Below are 18,174 nucleotides of genomic sequence, written 5' to 3' on the forward strand. Positions count from 1 at the left end.
CCCTTTAGAATTCAGAGCTCAAGCCGCTTAACGATTTTTTATTATTTCCACTGTCTACTTGACAGGGAGCAGTTCATAAAGCAAATGTGACCTCTGTTTTCATGATTAGTTACTTACCGTTGCACCTTCTGCAACAGGTGTGACGGCGATACATGTATAGTAAGGGAATTTCTCTCCCAGTACACGTGCTGCCTCTTCTTCACGGCCTGAATGCACAGCAACAAACAGTGATGGACCTGCGCCGCTCAGTGTCATGCCATATGCGCCTTGAGCGTGGCTCGCTTCACGGACTGCCTCGAAATCAGGAAACATCTTTTTTCGATAGGGTTCATGGAAGATATCGCGATCCATCATGCGTCCGACGAGCGACCATTCCCCCTTTGCAAGGGCTGCTGCCATAAGACTACTTGCTGCACTTCCTTCAGTTGCTTTTTTGTGGTCCAATTGATGTGGGAGGAGCCTACGGGAGTGATCGGTTTTCAGCTCGACGGGAGGTACCAGTACTACGCCTCCAATGGGAGGGGAGTCGAACTTCATGACTTCCAATGACGTATGATCGTAAAAAGAGATCGTCACGCCTCCAGTAATCGCCGCTGTCACGTTATCGGCATGACCTTCGATATCGACACCAAACCACATTTTTTCTTTCTGATTCATCTTAAGATCATGTAGCTGGTCAGCGATTTCAATTCCTGCGGCAATCGCTGCGGCACTACTACCCAATCCTTTGCCTAAAGGGATATCGGACTTCACGCGTAGTGTACATGGAATCATGTCACGTCCTGCGCGACGTACTACTTTTCCGATAGTCTGGACGATTAGATTGTCTTCATCAGTTGGAATTCCCTGCATCCCTTCGTCTTCATAGACGACCATCCATCGATCTGCAGGTTCTACTTTCACCGTCATATATAACGACAGCGCAATGCCTATACTATCAAAGCCTGGCCCAAGGTTTGCAGTCGTCGCAGGAACAGTCACGGTAAATGGAGTATTGCCCATTTACTTCGCCTCCTTTTGCAAGTCAGCTGCGAATGCTTCGAATTCCGCACGTGTCATGAATGGCTTCCCATCATTGACTCGAATTGCGGTTTCAGGATCTTTTAACCCATTCCCGGTCAAGACTCCTACAATCGTTGTTCCTTTCTTGATTTCTCCCGATTCTATGCGCTTTTTCAGTCCTGCAATTGTCGCACACGAAGCGGGCTCAGCAAACACACCGTCGGTTGCAGCAAGTAGGCTATACGCTTCTAGAATCTCTTCGTCTGTTACCGATAAAATATGACCGCCTGATTCCGACAAAGCCGTTTCTGCTAAGTGCCAGCTCGCTGGATTACCGATTCGAATAGCAGTCGCTACTGTCTCAGGCTCTTCAAACACACGACCGTAAACAATCGGTGCTGCACCATCTGCTTGCACGCCTAATAATTGTGGCTTGTCTCCACCTTTTTTCTCCGCGTACTCCGTAAAACCTTTCCAAGCAGCTGAAATATTGCCGGCGTTTCCAACTGGCAACGCAAAAATGTCTGGAACGCATCCGAGTTGTTCAATTGTTTCAAAGGCAATTGTTTTTTGACCTTCCAACCGGTACGGATTGACCGAATTTACAAGGGCGATGTCGCCTCCGCCAGCTTCTCGTACCATTTGCAACGCTTCGTCAAAGTTTCCTTCGATTTCAAGGATTTCAGCGCCGTACATCTTCGCTTGTGCTAATTTCCCAAGCGCAATCCGACCTTCCGGAATAACGACAATTGTACGCATCCCTGCGCGTGCACCGTATGCTGCTGCTGATGCAGAGGTATTTCCTGTTGACGCACAAATAAGTGTTGTTTTTCCTTCTTCTTTCGCTTTTGCAACGGCCATTACCATCCCGCGGTCTTTAAATGATCCCGTCGGATTGGCACCTTCCGTTTTCACATATAAATTCACACCCCACTGTTCAGATAAGTTTTTCAAGTGAATGAGTGGTGTATTACCTTCTTGTAGTGTTAGATCGGGTGTTTGCTCCGTTACAGGAAGCCATTCCCGATATTCGTCAATTAGTCCATTCCATCGTCTCATCGGTCAGTCCCCCTCTACTCGATAGTGGCTTAGTACGCAATTTACTTCTGGTGCCACTTTCAATTCTTCAATGACTTTCAAATGTTGGTCTCTGGATATCGCATGTGTAATGAAGATTAAATCCGCATCTTCGCGCTTCGGATCCGCATGTTGAATCACCGTTGCTAAGCTCGCTTTGTTATGGCTGTATATAGAAGACAAACGGGACAGCACACCGACTTCATCCTGGACGGAAATCCGATGGAAATAGCTTGCAAACTTCTGATCATCCGACTTCACTTTGCGCTCATATTGGAAGGAATGAATTCGTTTGCCATTCACCCCGAGCAATAGATTGCGGCAAGCCGCTACGATATCTGACGTGACAGACGTTGCAGTCGGCAACGAACCTGCACCAGGTCCATAAAACATCGTTTCCCCGACTGCATCTCCGTAAACATACACAGCGTTGAACTCGTTGTTAACAGAAGCAAGAGGATGTTCATTTTTCACGAAAACAGGTTCAACCGCCACTTCAATACCGTTTTCATCCTTCTTCGCAGATCCTGCCATCTTAATGGTATACCCGAATTGCTCTGCAAGCTCCATATCTCCATCTTCAATGACACTCATGCCTCGCACGAATACATCATCCAGGTGCACTTCAGACGAAAACGAAAGCGATGCGAGGATTGCCATCTTACGCGCAGCGTCAATTCCGTCAACATCCGCAGAGGGATCCGCTTCTGCATAGCCAAGTGCTGTTGCTTCAGCGAGTGCATCTTCATATGTTTTCTTTTCTTCTTTCATTTTCGTGAGGATGAAATTCGTTGTCCCGTTTACGATGCCTAGAAGTGACGATATCCGATCAGATGCTAAGCCATCCTCAAGTGTACGGATTAGTGGAATTCCACCACCTACACTCGCTTCGTAAAACAGATCACAACTGTTTTCGTCTGCTAACGCAAGTAATTCTTTCCCATATACCGCCATCACATCTTTATTGGCTGTGACAACGCCTTTTCCTGCTTTTAGAGAACGTTCAATAGCTGTTTTCGCATCGTCAGTACCACCAAACACCTCGACGATGATATCGATCGCTTCGTCATTCAGCAAGTCATCCAACTGATCCGTGAATGCTTCTTTCGGTAATTCGGTTTTCCGTTCTTTTTCTTTATTTTTTATCAACACACGCTTAATGCGTACAGGTACACCGAGCTTATGCTGCAAGTCATCACGATGATTGTGTAAAATCTTTGCAACGCCACTTCCGACAATCCCGAAACCTAGTAAGCCAATTCCGATTTCTTTTCTCATTTGACGATTCCCCTCGCTATATGTACACTATGTAACAACATTTGTCCTCACCATAAAGACAGTATAAAGATAAAGTCTTCACAGGACAACCCTATCATGGTATTGTTATTCAATATATCACACAAGTCATAATTAATTAAAGATTGGATCTGGTGAAATGAAAGTTTGTAAATTTGGCGGAACGTCTGTTGCATCGGCTCAACAAATCAAAAAAGTAGCAAACATTATCCTTTCCGATTCATCCCGAAAAATTATTGTTGTTTCCGCACCCGGTAAACGACACAGTGAAGACACTAAAGTGACGGATCTGCTCATTCTCCTGGCAGAAAAAGCACTGATAGGGCAAGACGCAGAGTCTGAACTCCGACAAGTCCTTGCACGCTACGAAGAGATTGCAAAAGAGCTAGGTCTAGATGGAACGATGAACTCTGTAATTGAAAAAGACTTGCGTGAACGACTCTCTCTCGACAAAGAAGATCCAATTCTTTTTATGGATAGCCTAAAAGCGTCCGGTGAAGACAACAATGCGAAACTCATTGCTGCGTACTTGCAGTCCATCGGCATGGAAGCAACGTATGTCTGTCCGAAAGAAGGCGGCCTGCTGGTCAATGAACGTCCTCAACGAGTGCAGGCGCTTCCTGAAGGTGAGGAACTCCTTGCTGAATTACGGAATAGATCAGGCATTGTCGTGTTCCCGGGATTCTTTGGCTACACAAAAGACGGAACACTCCGTACATTCAATCGTGGCGGTTCAGATATCACGGGTTCTCTGCTCGCTGCAGCAACCAGGGCTGAACTGTATGAGAACTTCACCGATGTCGATTCGGTGTTTTCCGCCAATCCGACCGTCGTCAACCAACCGTGTGCAATCCACACGATGACGTACCGTGAAATGCGCGAGCTTTCATACGCAGGCTTCACCGTATTCCACGACGAGGCATTGCGTCCTGCGTTTTTGCACTCCATTCCGGTGTGCATCAAAAATACAAATAATCCGAGTGCTCGTGGCACGATGATTGTGAAAGAGCGGGAGTGCGGTACTCAACCGGTTGTCGGAATCGCTGCGGATGACGGATTCTCAACACTATTCGTCGATAAATACTTAATGAACGTGGAAATCGGCTTCGGTCGACGACTCCTTCAGATTTTGGAGGAAGAAGAAATTCCATTCGAGCACACACCTTCAGGAATTGATAACATGTCCGTCATTATTCGGGATACGTTCTTAACTGAAGAAAAAGAAGCGCGCATTTTACACCGTGTGAAAGATGAGCTTGAAGCCGACGATGCGTATTTCCGACGCGACTACTCGATGGTTGTTCTTGTTGGGGAACGTATGCGGGATACAACTGGGTTAACGGCCCGTGCCGCAACAGCGATTGCGAAAACTGGCGCAAGCATTCAAATGATTAACCAAGGATCGACCGAGGTCAGCCTTGTGTTCGGGGTTCATAAAAAGGATGAAACAGATGTGCTCCGTTCGCTGTATGAGGAGTTTTTTCAAACGGCCGCTGCACATGTGTGAGTGATAAAATAGAACGAATTGCTTTTTTCATTTATTGTTACTGCGAATCAAAAACACAATAATAGCTAAAGCCTTGATCACCACTATAAAAACACCCGGCCCTGCACAGCTCTGAAGTATTTAGGAGTTGTACAAAAATCGGGTGTTTTTATTTAATTTATTTTAATGCGACAAATCCAGCTGCCACGATATACCGAACAAATCAACCAGCCAACAAAATCTCTCACCACAAATATCTGAAAGGTCGCCTTGTGTTATGCCTCTCATATTAGGAACTTCGGTTACTGGTTGAGTTGCTGTTGCGAATGCATCTTTTAAGAAAAGTACTAAGTCCAAAAACAATTCTAAAACAATTTTGAATCGTATTTGAATTATGTTAGGATCTGATGCCTGACAGGCGCAGCCGACAAATACCATCCCCTGAAAAGCAACACAATAATTACCAAATCGACTGCATCCCCGCCATAATACATCAGCATCGCTCCGGCACGGGCTTCTTCGATCGACACCCCGACCGGTGGATAGGCGTAGAGGAACTTCGAAAGGATTCCATGTCCCGCCAGCACCAGAATGAAAACAACTGTGCGGTAGGCATAACTGAACCGACGCGATACCGGATCGATCGCCAGCATGGACACCGTAAACAGATAGCCCGCGGCAAACACATGGATATGGATCAGGACATGCAGCCACAAATGATGGTGCATCGCTGCAAACAATCCAGTCGTATACAACAGCCAGAGACCGCCAATATTCAGCACGGAAGCTGTAATTGGGTGAATATAGAAACCGGCCAACCGGCTCCTCAGCAAGCGGCTCGCCTGCCGTGCCCTCTGAACGGAAAGCGCCCGCAACAACAGTGTCACTGGCGCCCCTAGTGCCAATAAAAGCGGACCGAGCATTCCGAGGAGCAAATGCCCCGCCATATGCCACGTAAAGTTTTCATGCGACAATGCAGCAAGCGGACCGACCAACGCACTCGCTGAGAGGAGCACGCCCGTTATCCACCAGACAATCCGGATTCTTGGCCATCTGCGGAGACGTTCCTGCCGATCGGACCGATAGACACCGAACAGGTACAGCACGATTCCTAAAAGCGCAGGAATCCCGAATAGCCAATCCGTCACTCCGAAAAACGAATCATGTGACATGAGGTTGCACCTGCCCGGCATCCCGCGCATCCCTTCCAGCAGAGCGCACCAGCAGAAGACCCGCCACAATCATGATAACCGCAGTTCCGTTCCATACGAGATCATACGGAATAATATCGACATCATAGCGGATTTGATGGATCTGCAAAACTTTATGCTGTATCGTCCCATCATACAATTGGAACGCTCCGCCCCCTATCAGCTTGCCGCCCCAGAACATCTTATGCCACAGCGCATCTCGCCTGTTCAAATCCGCTGCCAAATATAAGCCTCCTACTGTCGCGAACCAGCTGAATGCATGAAACAGCCCGTCCGACACCAGCCCCACCGCCACCGTGGATTTATCATAAAACTTATGCCAATGTAGCAGCTGATGAAACACCGTCTCATCCATAAATGCCACAAACCCCAGGCCGAATAAAATTCCCGCCCATAGATTCCTTGTCCGGAACTCCTTCCGATTTTCCCAGTTCGTCACATGCTTTACCTGCATTCGCAGCCCGCCCCTTTTTTATTTTAGTCTTTCCAAGGAAAGATCCTAATAAACCGTGTAGGAATGTAGGGACGATCCACTGCGTACTCGGGAATTGAAACCGGAGATTACATCTATGTTTAGCTCACGCGGCATAGGTAATTTTATCAGGAAGGAAGCGAAATTATGATGGGATTAATGGATATGTGGATAGACCACTAATTATATTCGTTTCAACAACTGGTTAATAATTGTCAATGACCCCTCCTAAGGAAGAAGCCTTAATGATAGGATTCTTAATGATGGCTGCCAGTTCATCTTTTGTACCATAGATGACGATTCCTAAAATTTCCAAGTCCCCACTATTTATATTTTTCATAGTGTCATAGGCCTTTCTATGTTCTTGAGACACACTCGTTTTCAAGAGATTTAAAAAACTCTTATATTCATGATCCAATTTAATAGTTGAAGACACAGGAGAATTTGTAGAAAAACCTAGCGCTTCATTCTCTCTAATAAAAGTTGAAGACCAATCGTTTTCTTTCGACTCTTGCTGGAATGTTTCTAGTTGGCTACCGCTATAGGTATTCACCCAAAACCAAGTCATTGCTGGTAGTTCGTACAAAGGGAGTTCACTCTGTTTGTATGGCTTGTCGAAAGAGAGGGCAACTTCATAAATTCGATCTCCACCCATTTGATTAATTAGGTCTTCATCATGTTTGTATCTTTGATACGTAACATTCGGATGGAAAAACATTAGATTACGCCAACCATTCTCCTTATACGTAATTTGCCAATCCTCTCCAGTGATCCCAATACTGCCACCAGCTCCTCTTGAAATTGATGTAGAAGGTATTACGCCAAATTTGTATTGGTTTTGTTCGAACACGAGTGACTTGATTTTCATATCCTTAGAAACTTTATATTGGCTCTCCCCTCCTAAAAGTCCTCTTGTATCTACAGTTTCACTAATATAACCATTTGGAGTACTAAGTCGGACGTATGCATCCCATTGCTTAAACGCCTTTTGACTAAAGTAGGCATAGGTGGCAAAGTTAACTATATTGAGACTAACAAATACAATAACAGAAACGAAAACAATCGTTAAAATCGTCTTTCTTTTGCCTTTTTTTATCGCCTTTTTTATCTTTTTTTCGTCAAAAATATCCTCTGTGAATTCATCCATGTAACGTCCTCCACATTTCTTGAAATTCTTTTCTTGCCCGAAATAAATAAGTTCTCACTGTTTCTATTTTCATTCCTAATAAAAGAGCAATTTCTTGGTAACTAAGCTCCAGCTCGTATTTTAAAACAAGCAGTTGTCTATAGACTTCCTTCATGTGCTCCAATGTACGGGTGATTTCCTTTTTCATTTCTATATCCAATACACTAGACTCCGTGTCTTGGTCATTCGCAAAGTTGCTCCAGAAATGAAGATCATCAACCACAATCACATGTTCTTTTCCTCTTTTCTTCAACTTCTTTCTGAATTCATTCAAAGCAATAGTGAAAATATAGGAGAGGGCTTTGTCGGTTGGAACTCCACTGCTATAAGCGATATATTTCATATAACTTTCTTGAACAATATCTTCCGCATCTTCATGGCTGCAACCATTCTTCTTTAAATAAAAATAAATCATTTTTGCCTGTTCATTATAGAGTTCCAACAAAAACTGTGAATCCATAGCTCCTCCTCTCTAACGCCCTTCACTAATAAAGAGTCTATTGCCTTAAAAAAGTTTACAACTAAAGTGAAATTTTTTTCTGAACTGATTCCTTTTTAGTTTTTTTTGAAAATCATTCATTGAAATAAAAAGAGCTACTCTCCTTATCGAAGAATAGCACATCATTTTATAACATTAGCCCAAAATATCCATTCAATAACTTGCAAAGTGGCCCACTTGTTTTAGAAAAGACATATTTTAGTTTTACGACAATTACCCCCTATTGCGGTAAACATAATTATGCAACCGATTTACTTAGTCGATTAATGTAAAATACGAGTATAACAATGCCTAATATAATCAAAATAGAAATCACTTGTCCTGCAATTAATCCTACTACTCCAATACCAAACGGCAAAATAAGAATAAGTACCCCACTAGTCATAAGGAAAAAACCTACGGAATTAGCTAACTTATTTTTATCTCCCCGAAAAGTGTTCTCATTGAAGCCTGCAATGAGAGTGAATTCTTGTTTTTTCCATATCAAGTAACTAAATAAGAAAAGCAGGGCACTAGTAAAAAGACAAGCTATTACTGGACCTATATCCATACATAGAACACCTAGCCTTCCTTCATATTTAGCTAAAGTTGCTGGCTAACCCAAAAGACTAAAACTCACTTTAAAGCTATTGTTAATCAATAAAATGGCCTTTTAACGGCATAATCCTTATTTCAGAATTGCTCCCTTTTCTTTAATAACTATTATCTAGAAACTTTATTAAAGAACTAACAGCAAACAATAAAAATGCAATACGAGTTACTACGTAGAAGAAAAGTTCAACTTTAGTCAGTTTTCTTTCTCTCTTGATCTTTTTGAAATAAAATAATAGTAAATGCCACAGATCAGTAAAACCACGCCTGAGAGTTGGTATACGTTCTCCAGTATTACGTTCAAATGAACTGTCCTCGTTTGCATAACAGCTTATAAACAAAAAAATTGTAATTGTTTAAATTTGCTTTTCAAAAAAATAAATTCCAGTTTGTTTTTCATATCCTAACTTTTGGTTAATATTTAGCATTGGAATATTATTTGAGTCATTATGTGTTCGAACAAGCTTTGCGCCTTTTTGTTTGGCATAACCAATGGCCTTAAGCTTCACAGCAAGTGCAATTCCTTTTCCTCGATACCCCCGTTGGACACCTGTTAATGAATTATAAAAGATTTCATTGGACTCATTGATAATCATCGACATTGCAATCCATTTGTCCTCTTCAATAGCCAAGATGAATCCTTCCCTGTCAATCCCCTGGAATTGATTCTTTAGGACCTCAAAATCCGGTCTGGTTTTCCCTTCCATTCCGGGAGCATCCATAGCCAACTCCCACCAAAAATCGAAAAAACGTTGCAACCATTTATCGTCTTGGGGATACTCGGCAAAGGATTTGAACTCTACACCACTCCATTCGACATCCTCAAAAATACTTTTATAATGATCTATATTAAACGTTGATAAATCTAGTTGCGATTCGAAGGTATGAAATACTTTAGTAAAGCCCTTTTCTTCCAACCATGCAATATTTGTTTGCTCTGTTTCCCTTATACCGCATTGCACCACGGTTCCACCATTGTTTTTTGCAAATCGTGTCACTTTTTCAAATAACATACTCCCAAGCCCTTGATTTATCCAATTCTTATCAACTCGAATCGAAATATCAAAATGGCCAGGTAACAGAATAGGATCCCAAGACCCAGACACTCCCATTCCAAAGCCAACTATTTTTCCATCTGCTGTGGCAATCCCTACTCTGTGCATAATTGTATCTTCAGAAGCCTTTTTTTCATGAAACTTAAGGGTGTTTTCATTAATTATTTCGGAACTTAGTTTGTTTGAGTTCTCGGTGAAGTCGCTAGATGACAACGGGATAATTTTAAAAACCATTTTCTATTGCACCCTCTCGTTAATCTAATTCTTCAATCTGTCTTTTTCTATAGCACCGAATTAGTGTGTCAATAGAGGTGTTTATATATCAGCAAACTCCCTAACTATTGCGTTTAACTGGCCCTATGACTGAAAAGGGTGCAAATTCTTCTTTAAGAATTGCCCCCATTTATGGAATACTATTCTTTGAGTAATCCTTGGCTTTCAAATTCATCTTTCTTTTTATAAAACTGAATTGAAAACCCGTACACAGTAAATAAAAGCAGCACTAATACCACCATACTATCTCTATATGACTCATAAGATATATTTGCAATGATGCGATGATAAATCTCAAGTATCAGCCAACCAACCGGAAAAATTGGAAGTGCGATTTTAGAAGATTTAGCTACTATATTTTGTGCTAAGTCACTCTTAGAACCCTCACTTTTAAAAAATTTAATATTCGTAGACAAAGTAAATATGAAAAATGGAACTAACAAAACCCCTATAAAAATTATCAGCATTAATCAAATCCCCCTTAATATAATTAAAAACCAAATATTCAGTAATATTTTAATGCATTAAGCTTAGCTATTATTACATTACTGCCCCCGATTCCGATTGCTTGACTTGTAATTTAAGTACCAGCCAAACCTAAAATTAATTTAATCGTTTTTCGTGTTTTTTTACTCCATTTAAATCCCTCTCTTGAGTCTATAATCAAAATCGTTTTACCAATCCAGATCCTCAAGTAGAGAGAATGAAACTTTGTTGGTCCAACTATTCCTTTTTCCTTATATTCTGTTCCATCTGCTAACTCTGTTTCAGTCCTAACCAACCACGTATTACCTATCCCAAATTCAACAAACTTCAAAGAATCAACTCTCTTCATCTTCTCTTCAAAATGGCACGAATGTAGCCCCGCCCCTATTCATTAAATGCATCTATTTGCTTAACAATGTCAATTCATGAGTTATAGCCAAATGAGATTATAAATATCATTACGGTTAAACTTTTAGATATGTTAGTGCGTTTTTTCCAAGTAGCTACCAACAAGAAAACACTCAGTAAAATTATGATAAGAAAAAATGGTAAGAAAGCAGAACGCTCTTTAATCATAACCCACAAATCCATTGCTCTGCTCCTTACTGATTGCGATATAGACGAAATTGCTTATAAAGGAATAGCCCTCCGATATCTTCATTAAGAATGAATTTATTACTCATTCGTTTATGTAATTTATTACATTATTAATATAACTTTCTGGGGGCTCTCCAGTATCCACAACTAGGCACTGATAACCAGTTGGTCTTTTGCTATTTTCTATGGTGCTTTTAAAAACCGCTTCAGAACTTATCTCTCTTATTTGACTAACCATTCTATCTCGATTTATTAATCTATAATTAACCTCATGAAAATCGTTAAGGTAGCACTCAACATATTTGTATTTCACATTATATTTTTTAGACAAATCTATTCATTTATCAACCATTTCCTGATAAAGGCAGGGACTATCAAATACTACACTTTGCCCTTGTGATAAGTGAAATTCAATTAAAGACCAATCAATATTGTATGAAATGCTACCAGCGATATTAATATCAATTGGAATATCCTCTATTGAATTTAATAAAGCAGATTTTACAATGTCATGATCTATTATGACTGCTCCTGTTCTCTTACCAATTTGTCGGGATAACGTTGATTTTCCAGAGCCAGGGAAGCCAGACATTTGAACAAAAAACATGTTTAACACCTAACTTTCCTTTTGATTTTTACACTAAACTACCCGTTAGAGAAATACTCCTTTTACCGTTTAATGTCCCGTTTGCGTTATAACACTTTTAAATTAAAGCATCCGTTCGTTTTAAAAAAATTCACAATAAAAGTGAGATGGTATTCATTTTGAATTTACAGTTTTTTTATTTGTTTTTACTAAAGCAATTGTGAAAGTAACTACACCTATTAACAAGCATACTGTTGAAGTGATAATAGCAACCAGCAATAAATCCACCTCCATCAATAAAATATAAAATGGCCCGTTTGAAGAAGATTTTTATTTGGCTGAAGAGAATAATTCTTTAGATAGTCCGTTCTCTTCACCATATTCAAACTTGCCAATTTTACCATTCTCCTTAGTAGAGAACAGAACAACTCCCGATACATCTGCTGTCCTTTCTTTCTCACCATCTTTTGTATAACCGACAGTTGCAGTGAATTTATATCTGTTGGAATCCTTTTCAGGTTGTTTAACGACTGTGTCTTTCAAACTTAATTCGTAACCTGAAAATGCTGCCGCAGTAGGATATCTTAGCCCTTGTATTTGAAGAAATGGGACTAGATAATCTTCTGTAAAATAATCTCCATATATTTCTGTGATGTACTTATCGAACTTCTCATTGACCTGCTTACCATCCACAATCTTTGTGTTATCAGGATTATCAAGCAAATCCATCATCTTTTATCAGGACCGTTGAACTGAAGCTTAATGACTTTTTCGACAATACCTAGATTGGGATCACTTACGTCAGCATTTGAACGGGCAGCGAGTAATCCCCCAGTAAGAAGCAACATAAAACCAATAAATGACACTTTGAACAACTTCATTTTTTTACTCATCCATTTGGCCCTTTAACGGCATAACTTTATTTCAGAATTGCCCCCATTAGTTGAAATGCACTCAGTAACAGGTGCATTTCCTTTTGCAAATGAACGCTTTAGTTATTTATTAATTCCTGCACTTTTTTCAACGTGAGACCACTAGGTATTCCATATTCTTCTTTTTTATCAATTAAATTTGATTTATTTAATGGACCTGTTATTTTCCCATTATCTATTTGGATAATCCAAAAACTATGGTTTTTTTCACCTTTAACTTGTTTTGCAATGATATATTCATCATTCCATCCGACTTCAGTAACTTCAGCGGGAACCACGTTAGCACCCCAACCGGTTTCACTAGTTTTAGGAGCTATCGTTACTTCGTGAGCAGATGTTCTAAGAACTGAATAGTTGCCTGGTAAATCTATATCGTAATCCGATGCTCCAGCACATCCACCAGAAAACATTACACTGACAATTAGCAAACATAAAAGATATTTTTTTCTAATCATATAATCCTCATTTCATCGGTTAAATGGCCCTATTGCGACATAGTTGTGTTACAAAAAAGCCCCCGATTGGTTGAATACACACACCTCTTGCACCTATTTATCTTTGCATTTCTCTGACTAAGACAATTGCTTGTTCAGTTGAGTCAATTAAGGAGTGATTTCCTTTTTGTTTTCTTAGTGTCAATGCTTTTTGAAAGCAATCTTCAGCTTCATTTAAATTTGCTAGTTCCATTAGACATTTACCTTTGTGTTGCAATACAAAATCCCGGTATTCGTCAATCTTGTGGGCTTCACACATTCCTAAAGCCTTATTAAAATGATCCAATGCTTTTTTATGATTTCTATCGTATTTAAGAGCTTCACCAAGACGAATTAATGAGACGATTTCCCTTGTAGGATTTCTTTCTTCTAATGCTTGAGTAAGACAATAAGTTAAACAATGTATTGCTTTTTGGGGCAGCCCATTTATTCTGTATAAATTCCATAAAGTTCCATAAAGAAAAAGCTTATTGTTTTTATTACCGTCCTTTAATAAGCCCTCTGCCTGTCTAATTACATGGTTTATTATTAAAGGATTAGAGGTTTTTTCACGAAGGTACTCACTTTTATCAAAGTAAATAACCTCGTTGACAGTAGATAGGTTTTCCCTGAAATCCGCTATATTTATGTCCAGTTCCTCCTCCAAATACGTCTTTTCAAACAATGAAAATGAAAGCCAAATGAAAAAGAGATAAAACTATTCTTTATTTATCAACGCGAAAATCGTTCCAAGATGTCAATAACTTTCATATTGTGTTGATGACCAATTAAATTACCAAACATAAAATCTTTAGATGCCCTTGCACCAAATTCTGCAATCCAATCTCTTTGTCCATTACTATTGGAAGATGTTTCATACATATCAAAACTACTCGTAATATATCCTGGTGCATTCTGTTTTAAATTGTTAGTAGCACGTCCAAAATCAAATGTTAGAACAACGTGCTCTTTAAATGATATTTCTCCTGCCTCATACAGTTCATTTGACATTTCAACAATTTCATCAAAAGTAGCATTTCTAACGTCATATTTATTAGAAATGTCCTCGTTAAAAGCAAATGATTTTTTTTGTGCAGAGCTAGACGTTTGATTATCTTCTACTGCATGATTAATAGAAAACTCAGGTTTACTTTCAGTATTCACACTAGCTTTATTCGAATGAAATGACGCTGTTTGTTGAGATGTTATAGATCCTATATTCATAACTTTCATCTCCCTTTCCTTTTTATGTCCCGTTAATGGCATAAAATTTGTTAAGCAATCAAGCACCCTTTTGCAGAAGATTAATTTATTGGAAACATTTCATTTTTCATCTATCCGAAACGAAATATTTGGCAGGTATTAGTTAATCATTCCTAAATAATATAAATATTAAAAGGGAGGTTGTGATCATGAAAAAACTATATCCATTACTTGCTTTATGCTTTTTATTAATTTTGGGCTTCACTGTTTCTGCCCAAGAAATAAAGTCCTCCAAAGTGCTAACTTATCATGGTGAAAGTGAAAATTGGTCTGGTGCATTTACAACTGAAGTCTTAAACGGTGTAGTCATCCAGGAGGGGATTTTAAAATATAAAGGGCAAGATATTGATTCCACAGGACCAGTTTCATGTAGCTTTGAAACAACTGCTGGAGGACTTTCATCCACAAGTCGTTTAGCAGGTAGTAGTGGAACTAATTCTCCTATTGGCGAAAAAGGAACCCATAAAAGTACAGGTAAGGGAGGTAATATTAACTTATTTTCTAAAGTAGAAATAGTTAAAGTAACTGTTAAATGGGATGGTAAAGTCGAATCGTTTATTTTATACAAACAATAGAAATTAATCGATGAGTGTCATCAAAATGGCCCTATTAATGAATAGATTGCAGATTTCTTATACAAGAATCGCCCCCGATTGACGAAATGAAAAATCTTTATTGTACTTTGTGTACTGAATCTATTGCCTTTTTTAATTCATCTGGTTTTTGAGTACCGATTACCACTTTGTTATACTTCAACCTTAATTCTACTCCCTTTTTCCCATTCAAGTTATAAGCCGTTTCACCCTTGGAATTAAAACGAATTCCCCAACCTCCAAAACGTTTGAGAGGGCTATAAGTAAGAGTTTCATAGTTACTAATTTCTTTAAATAGGTACTGCTTATAATGAATTTGAAAAGGGAATAAACGCACGTAAATTCCATCACTTCGAACTTCAATAATTAACTTCAATACTCCAAGCATTAACACCGGGAGAGTAACTCCAAAAAGCATCCAAAAAATAATTGTAACCACATCTGAGGCAGGATTATTACCTAATGGCACGTCAAAAGCAATTTGCTGGATGAACCAGTACCACATATAGGCAGCTTCCAATAAAATCAGCATCCATAACCAAATTTGTTGTGGTCGTTGAATTTCTCGGTACAATACTTTAATTTGTCTATCCACCTAGATACCTCACTTCCCTACAAAATGGCCCGTTTAAAGAGCAGTCCATCTATACTACAACTGCCCCATTTGCAGAAGAATTAACTTTACTTAACGGCTTTTTGAATCGACTGGAATTTCTTTAATTCTCAAAACAACACCCAATATCAAAGACAATAGATTTAGACAGAGTAATATCCAATTATATAAGCTAGTTGAATCCTCTAGAAGATAGCTTCCATACCTCAAAGTATTTATTCCTAAAACAACTAATAACAATGCATACATTTTGGTACTCATATTTTTCATCTGCTTTAACCCCCATTTCATAAAGGTTGGATTTAACATGTTCTTAGATTATGTTCAGCAAAGTGGACCGTTAATACAAATTTGAACGCTTTTTTATTCCGTTAAAGCGCCCGTTTATGGATAGAAACCAAGCAATTACTCTTTCATGCTTTTTTCTTTGCTCTGTTTAATATAAAGACTATGGTTCCAATGGAAAACATTATTACGAAGGTACTTAACCAAGTTAAATCATCATTACTTAGGTATTTTAAAAGAATGACACCAAAATAAATCACAATAAATATTGGCACAAGTATTACTATTTCTCTTATCAAAGTTGATTTTTTATTTACTTGAGACATATTGATTCCCCCTAAACACTTAACGTTTATCAATACAATCAGTTGTAGACCATATTCCGTCAATGCGCCCTATTGTGTTAAATAGTTTATTATAGTCTTACCAAATAATTCACGACCACCGAGAAAATATCTCGATTTCATAGTGCTCTAAATCATCTTTAGACAATTTGGCTTTTAAATACTTTTCAACTTCAGGTATATCATTTTTATCGTATACGTCTATCGTTATAACAGGATCAGTAATGCCAATTTGAGTACTTTGCACTTCATATTTATCCCACAATGAATCCATAACCAGCTCTGTACTATACGGCTCTTTTTGCACGAACCAAAATACAACAGACATTCCAATAACACTTGTTAAAATTAGTGCTCCTAATTTTCTTTTAACACCCATTTTTTTCTCCTCCATCATTTACTTCTCACAAAATGGCTCGATTACAGCACAACCCTACTTTGGAATTGCGCCCGATTGCGGTAAATAATAATTTCATTTTGAATGAATAGGTTCCAACGTTTTCATTTCATAATTAACTAATTTATTGTTTCTTATCAGACAAAAATGATTACAACAATCTGAATTTTTTAAAACATTTGGTAAATAGTGAGGAATCATTTCTCCTACACCAAAATTTTTATCTTCCAATAACCAAGTGATTTTCTTCCAATCAAGGATTCCCTCGTCGGTTTTCTTAGGCGTTTGGTAATCATAATTGTTCTCAATATCAACCAAATAAACATAAAGCCCACCAACGTAAGAATCATCCACTTCCCACGAAATAACTCCCTTTTTAATTACATCATAGGTGCTAATGTCGATGTTTGTTTCTTCTTTAACCTCACGAATAATACATTCCATAGGTGTTTCGTTTTCATCGATCTTTCCACCGACACCATTCCAAAGTCCTTGTGTTGGTTTATTTTCCCGATTCAACATTAGTAATTCATCATTTCTTCGAACAAAGCACAGTGTTTGTTTATACATTTTTCCTCCAGTTTTGATTCAATTATTTGGCCCTATTCTTCAATAGTGGACGCAGATCCCTATTCCAGAATTGCCCCCGATTGTGTAATTTCAAAATCATTATTTAAACCATACGTAGTAAAAAGCAAACAGAATTGAAATAAGAAACACTATAAAAATGACTATATTCAAATTTTTACTTCTAACCTTAAAAATATCGTTTTTACCTTTCAGTAAAAACTCAGTAGCGTAGAAGAAAATAAGAAATGCCACTGTAAGCAAGAGTAAATTTGAAGTGTTTAAAGCATCAAATAAGATCAGTATAAATACCAAGATTGGGAATAATAATAACTTTAATATGACATTCACCTTTTCCGTCTTTTAGAATCTGGCCCGTTTCTTCAATACGAGGCGCAAATCCCTATTCAAGAATTGCGCCCGTTTGTGAAATTCAATTAAGATTGGCGCTCCGCTTTGAGCATTATAACAGCAACAATAATCACGACAGCAAAGATAAATAGCATCAAAATTATACCGAAGATATCTGGCTTGAAAAGCAATGTTCCCAGAACAAAGGGAGCTGCAACCATTGTGAACATAGATGAAGTTTTAATATAGCGCAGAACGCGCGGAGAAAACTCGTTTTCCTGATACTCCCTTCTTCGGAGTTCAAGAACTTCTTCTGGAGAGTTATAAGCCCAAATCAAAAACGCATAAAGTGCAATCGCAAAAACAATGGTTAGAATTACTTCAGCTACCATTTCGGCACCCCCAAGTTGAATAGGAATTTCTTATAGCTGTTATACGGATAACCAAACCAGTTTGTTTCAGAATCGTTGGCAATAGGTAAGCATTTGATGTTATCTCCAGCTTTTCCCCTGCTCCACACCGAACGTGCTAGTTTCCCA

The 18,174-nt window shown here is 38.9% G+C and carries 23 protein-coding genes and 1 pseudogene; 2 read left to right on the forward strand and 22 right to left on the reverse strand.

From position 1 onward, the window contains the following. Positions 1–105: 105 nt before the first annotated feature. Genes thrB through ACR65F_RS17635 form a run of 3 tightly spaced genes read right to left on the reverse strand, consistent with a single transcriptional unit; the run spans position 106 to position 3,357 of the window. Positions 106–1,002, reverse strand: coding sequence for a homoserine kinase (gene thrB / locus ACR65F_RS17625; protein ID WP_440505263.1), 897 nt, complete (start codon positions 1,000–1,002; stop codon positions 106–108). Next, on the reverse strand, positions 1,003–2,061 hold the full coding sequence (gene thrC, locus ACR65F_RS17630) for a threonine synthase (protein ID WP_440505265.1): 1,059 nt from the start codon (positions 2,059–2,061) through the stop codon (positions 1,003–1,005). A 3-nt stretch (positions 2,062–2,064) separates the two neighbouring features. Beyond that, positions 2,065–3,357: a homoserine dehydrogenase gene (locus tag ACR65F_RS17635; RefSeq protein ID WP_440505266.1), complete on the reverse strand. Its 1,293-nt coding sequence runs from the start codon at positions 3,355–3,357 to the stop codon at positions 2,065–2,067. A 157-nt stretch (positions 3,358–3,514) separates the two neighbouring features. Between ACR65F_RS17635 and ACR65F_RS17640 the strand changes: the two genes are divergently transcribed. Beyond that, the gene (locus ACR65F_RS17640; protein WP_440505267.1) at positions 3,515–4,882 is read left to right on the forward strand and encodes an aspartate kinase; all 1,368 of its coding nucleotides are present in this window, start codon (positions 3,515–3,517) and stop codon (positions 4,880–4,882) included. A gap of 371 nt (positions 4,883–5,253) precedes the next feature. Here ACR65F_RS17640 and ACR65F_RS17645 read toward each other — a convergent pair whose 3' ends face one another. From ACR65F_RS17645 to ACR65F_RS17710, 14 genes and pseudogenes are all read right to left on the reverse strand, one after another. Further along, complete coding sequence (locus ACR65F_RS17645; RefSeq protein ID WP_440505269.1) at positions 5,254–6,033, reverse strand: cytochrome c oxidase assembly protein; 780 nt, start codon at positions 6,031–6,033, stop codon at positions 5,254–5,256. Then, positions 6,023–6,526: a DUF2243 domain-containing protein gene (locus ACR65F_RS17650; RefSeq protein ID WP_440505270.1), complete on the reverse strand. Its 504-nt coding sequence runs from the start codon at positions 6,524–6,526 to the stop codon at positions 6,023–6,025. The genes ACR65F_RS17645 and ACR65F_RS17650 overlap by 11 nt, the downstream gene beginning before the upstream one ends. Before the next feature lie 223 nt (positions 6,527–6,749). Continuing rightward, positions 6,750–7,691: an anti sigma factor C-terminal domain-containing protein gene (locus ACR65F_RS17655; protein WP_440505271.1), complete on the reverse strand. Its 942-nt coding sequence runs from the start codon at positions 7,689–7,691 to the stop codon at positions 6,750–6,752. Next, entirely contained in the window at positions 7,684–8,190 is a 507-nt protein-coding gene (locus tag ACR65F_RS17660; RefSeq protein ID WP_440505273.1) for an RNA polymerase sigma factor, read from the reverse strand. The genes ACR65F_RS17655 and ACR65F_RS17660 overlap by 8 nt, the downstream gene beginning before the upstream one ends. Positions 8,191–8,467: 277 nt before the next feature. Beyond that, positions 8,468–8,779 (reverse strand): DUF3784 domain-containing protein, encoded by a 312-nt coding sequence (locus ACR65F_RS17665; protein ID WP_440505275.1) that lies wholly within the window; start codon positions 8,777–8,779, stop codon positions 8,468–8,470. A gap of 397 nt (positions 8,780–9,176) precedes the next feature. Next, on the reverse strand, positions 9,177–10,109 hold the full coding sequence (locus ACR65F_RS17670) for a GNAT family N-acetyltransferase (RefSeq protein ID WP_440505276.1): 933 nt from the start codon (positions 10,107–10,109) through the stop codon (positions 9,177–9,179). 179 nt (positions 10,110–10,288) lie between these two features. Beyond that, on the reverse strand, positions 10,289–10,615 hold the full coding sequence (locus tag ACR65F_RS17675; protein ID WP_440505278.1) for a hypothetical protein: 327 nt from the start codon (positions 10,613–10,615) through the stop codon (positions 10,289–10,291). 113 nt (positions 10,616–10,728) lie between these two features. Continuing rightward, positions 10,729–10,965: a DUF3977 family protein gene (locus ACR65F_RS17680; protein WP_440505280.1), complete on the reverse strand. Its 237-nt coding sequence runs from the start codon at positions 10,963–10,965 to the stop codon at positions 10,729–10,731. 348 nt (positions 10,966–11,313) lie between these two features. Beyond that, a pseudogene (locus ACR65F_RS17685) lies at positions 11,314–11,838 on the reverse strand (P-loop nucleotide/nucleoside kinase family protein). Between the two features lie 309 nt (positions 11,839–12,147). Beyond that, entirely contained in the window at positions 12,148–12,540 is a 393-nt protein-coding gene (locus ACR65F_RS17690) for a hypothetical protein (RefSeq protein ID WP_440505282.1), read from the reverse strand. Between the two features lie 5 nt (positions 12,541–12,545). Next, positions 12,546–12,710 (reverse strand): hypothetical protein, encoded by a 165-nt coding sequence (locus tag ACR65F_RS17695; RefSeq protein ID WP_440505283.1) that lies wholly within the window; start codon positions 12,708–12,710, stop codon positions 12,546–12,548. Between the two features lie 98 nt (positions 12,711–12,808). After that, positions 12,809–13,204, reverse strand: a complete 396-nt coding sequence (locus tag ACR65F_RS17700; RefSeq protein ID WP_440505284.1) for a DUF3997 domain-containing protein — start codon at positions 13,202–13,204, stop codon at positions 12,809–12,811. A 97-nt stretch (positions 13,205–13,301) separates the two neighbouring features. Further along, positions 13,302–13,907 (reverse strand): hypothetical protein, encoded by a 606-nt coding sequence (locus ACR65F_RS17705; RefSeq protein WP_440505285.1) that lies wholly within the window; start codon positions 13,905–13,907, stop codon positions 13,302–13,304. A gap of 47 nt (positions 13,908–13,954) precedes the next feature. Next, positions 13,955–14,446 carry a hypothetical protein gene (locus tag ACR65F_RS17710; RefSeq protein WP_440505286.1) on the reverse strand — a complete coding sequence of 164 codons (492 nt, stop codon included), beginning with the start codon at positions 14,444–14,446 and terminating at the stop codon, positions 13,955–13,957. 188 nt (positions 14,447–14,634) lie between these two features. Here ACR65F_RS17710 and ACR65F_RS17715 point away from each other — a divergent pair, with 188 nt between their 5' ends. After that, entirely contained in the window at positions 14,635–15,060 is a 426-nt protein-coding gene (locus ACR65F_RS17715; RefSeq protein WP_440505287.1) for a hypothetical protein, read from the forward strand. A gap of 97 nt (positions 15,061–15,157) precedes the next feature. Here the strand turns inward: ACR65F_RS17715 and ACR65F_RS17720 are convergent, their stop codons facing one another. The 5 genes from ACR65F_RS17720 to ACR65F_RS17740 form a co-directional block, all read right to left on the reverse strand. Beyond that, entirely contained in the window at positions 15,158–15,673 is a 516-nt protein-coding gene (locus tag ACR65F_RS17720; RefSeq protein WP_440505290.1) for a DUF6141 family protein, read from the reverse strand. 431 nt (positions 15,674–16,104) lie between these two features. Then, positions 16,105–16,302 (reverse strand): hypothetical protein, encoded by a 198-nt coding sequence (locus ACR65F_RS17725; RefSeq protein WP_440505291.1) that lies wholly within the window; start codon positions 16,300–16,302, stop codon positions 16,105–16,107. Positions 16,303–16,411: 109 nt separating this feature from the next. Continuing rightward, entirely contained in the window at positions 16,412–16,699 is a 288-nt protein-coding gene (locus ACR65F_RS17730) for a YolC/YozM family protein (protein WP_440505293.1), read from the reverse strand. Between the two features lie 93 nt (positions 16,700–16,792). After that, positions 16,793–17,287, reverse strand: coding sequence for an NUDIX hydrolase (locus tag ACR65F_RS17735; protein ID WP_440505294.1), 495 nt, complete (start codon positions 17,285–17,287; stop codon positions 16,793–16,795). 434 nt (positions 17,288–17,721) lie between these two features. After that, positions 17,722–18,027, reverse strand: coding sequence for a hypothetical protein (locus ACR65F_RS17740; RefSeq protein WP_440505295.1), 306 nt, complete (start codon positions 18,025–18,027; stop codon positions 17,722–17,724). Between the last annotated feature and the right edge of the window lie 147 nt (positions 18,028–18,174).

This window comes from Sporosarcina sp. SAFN-010 (assembly GCF_059415065.1).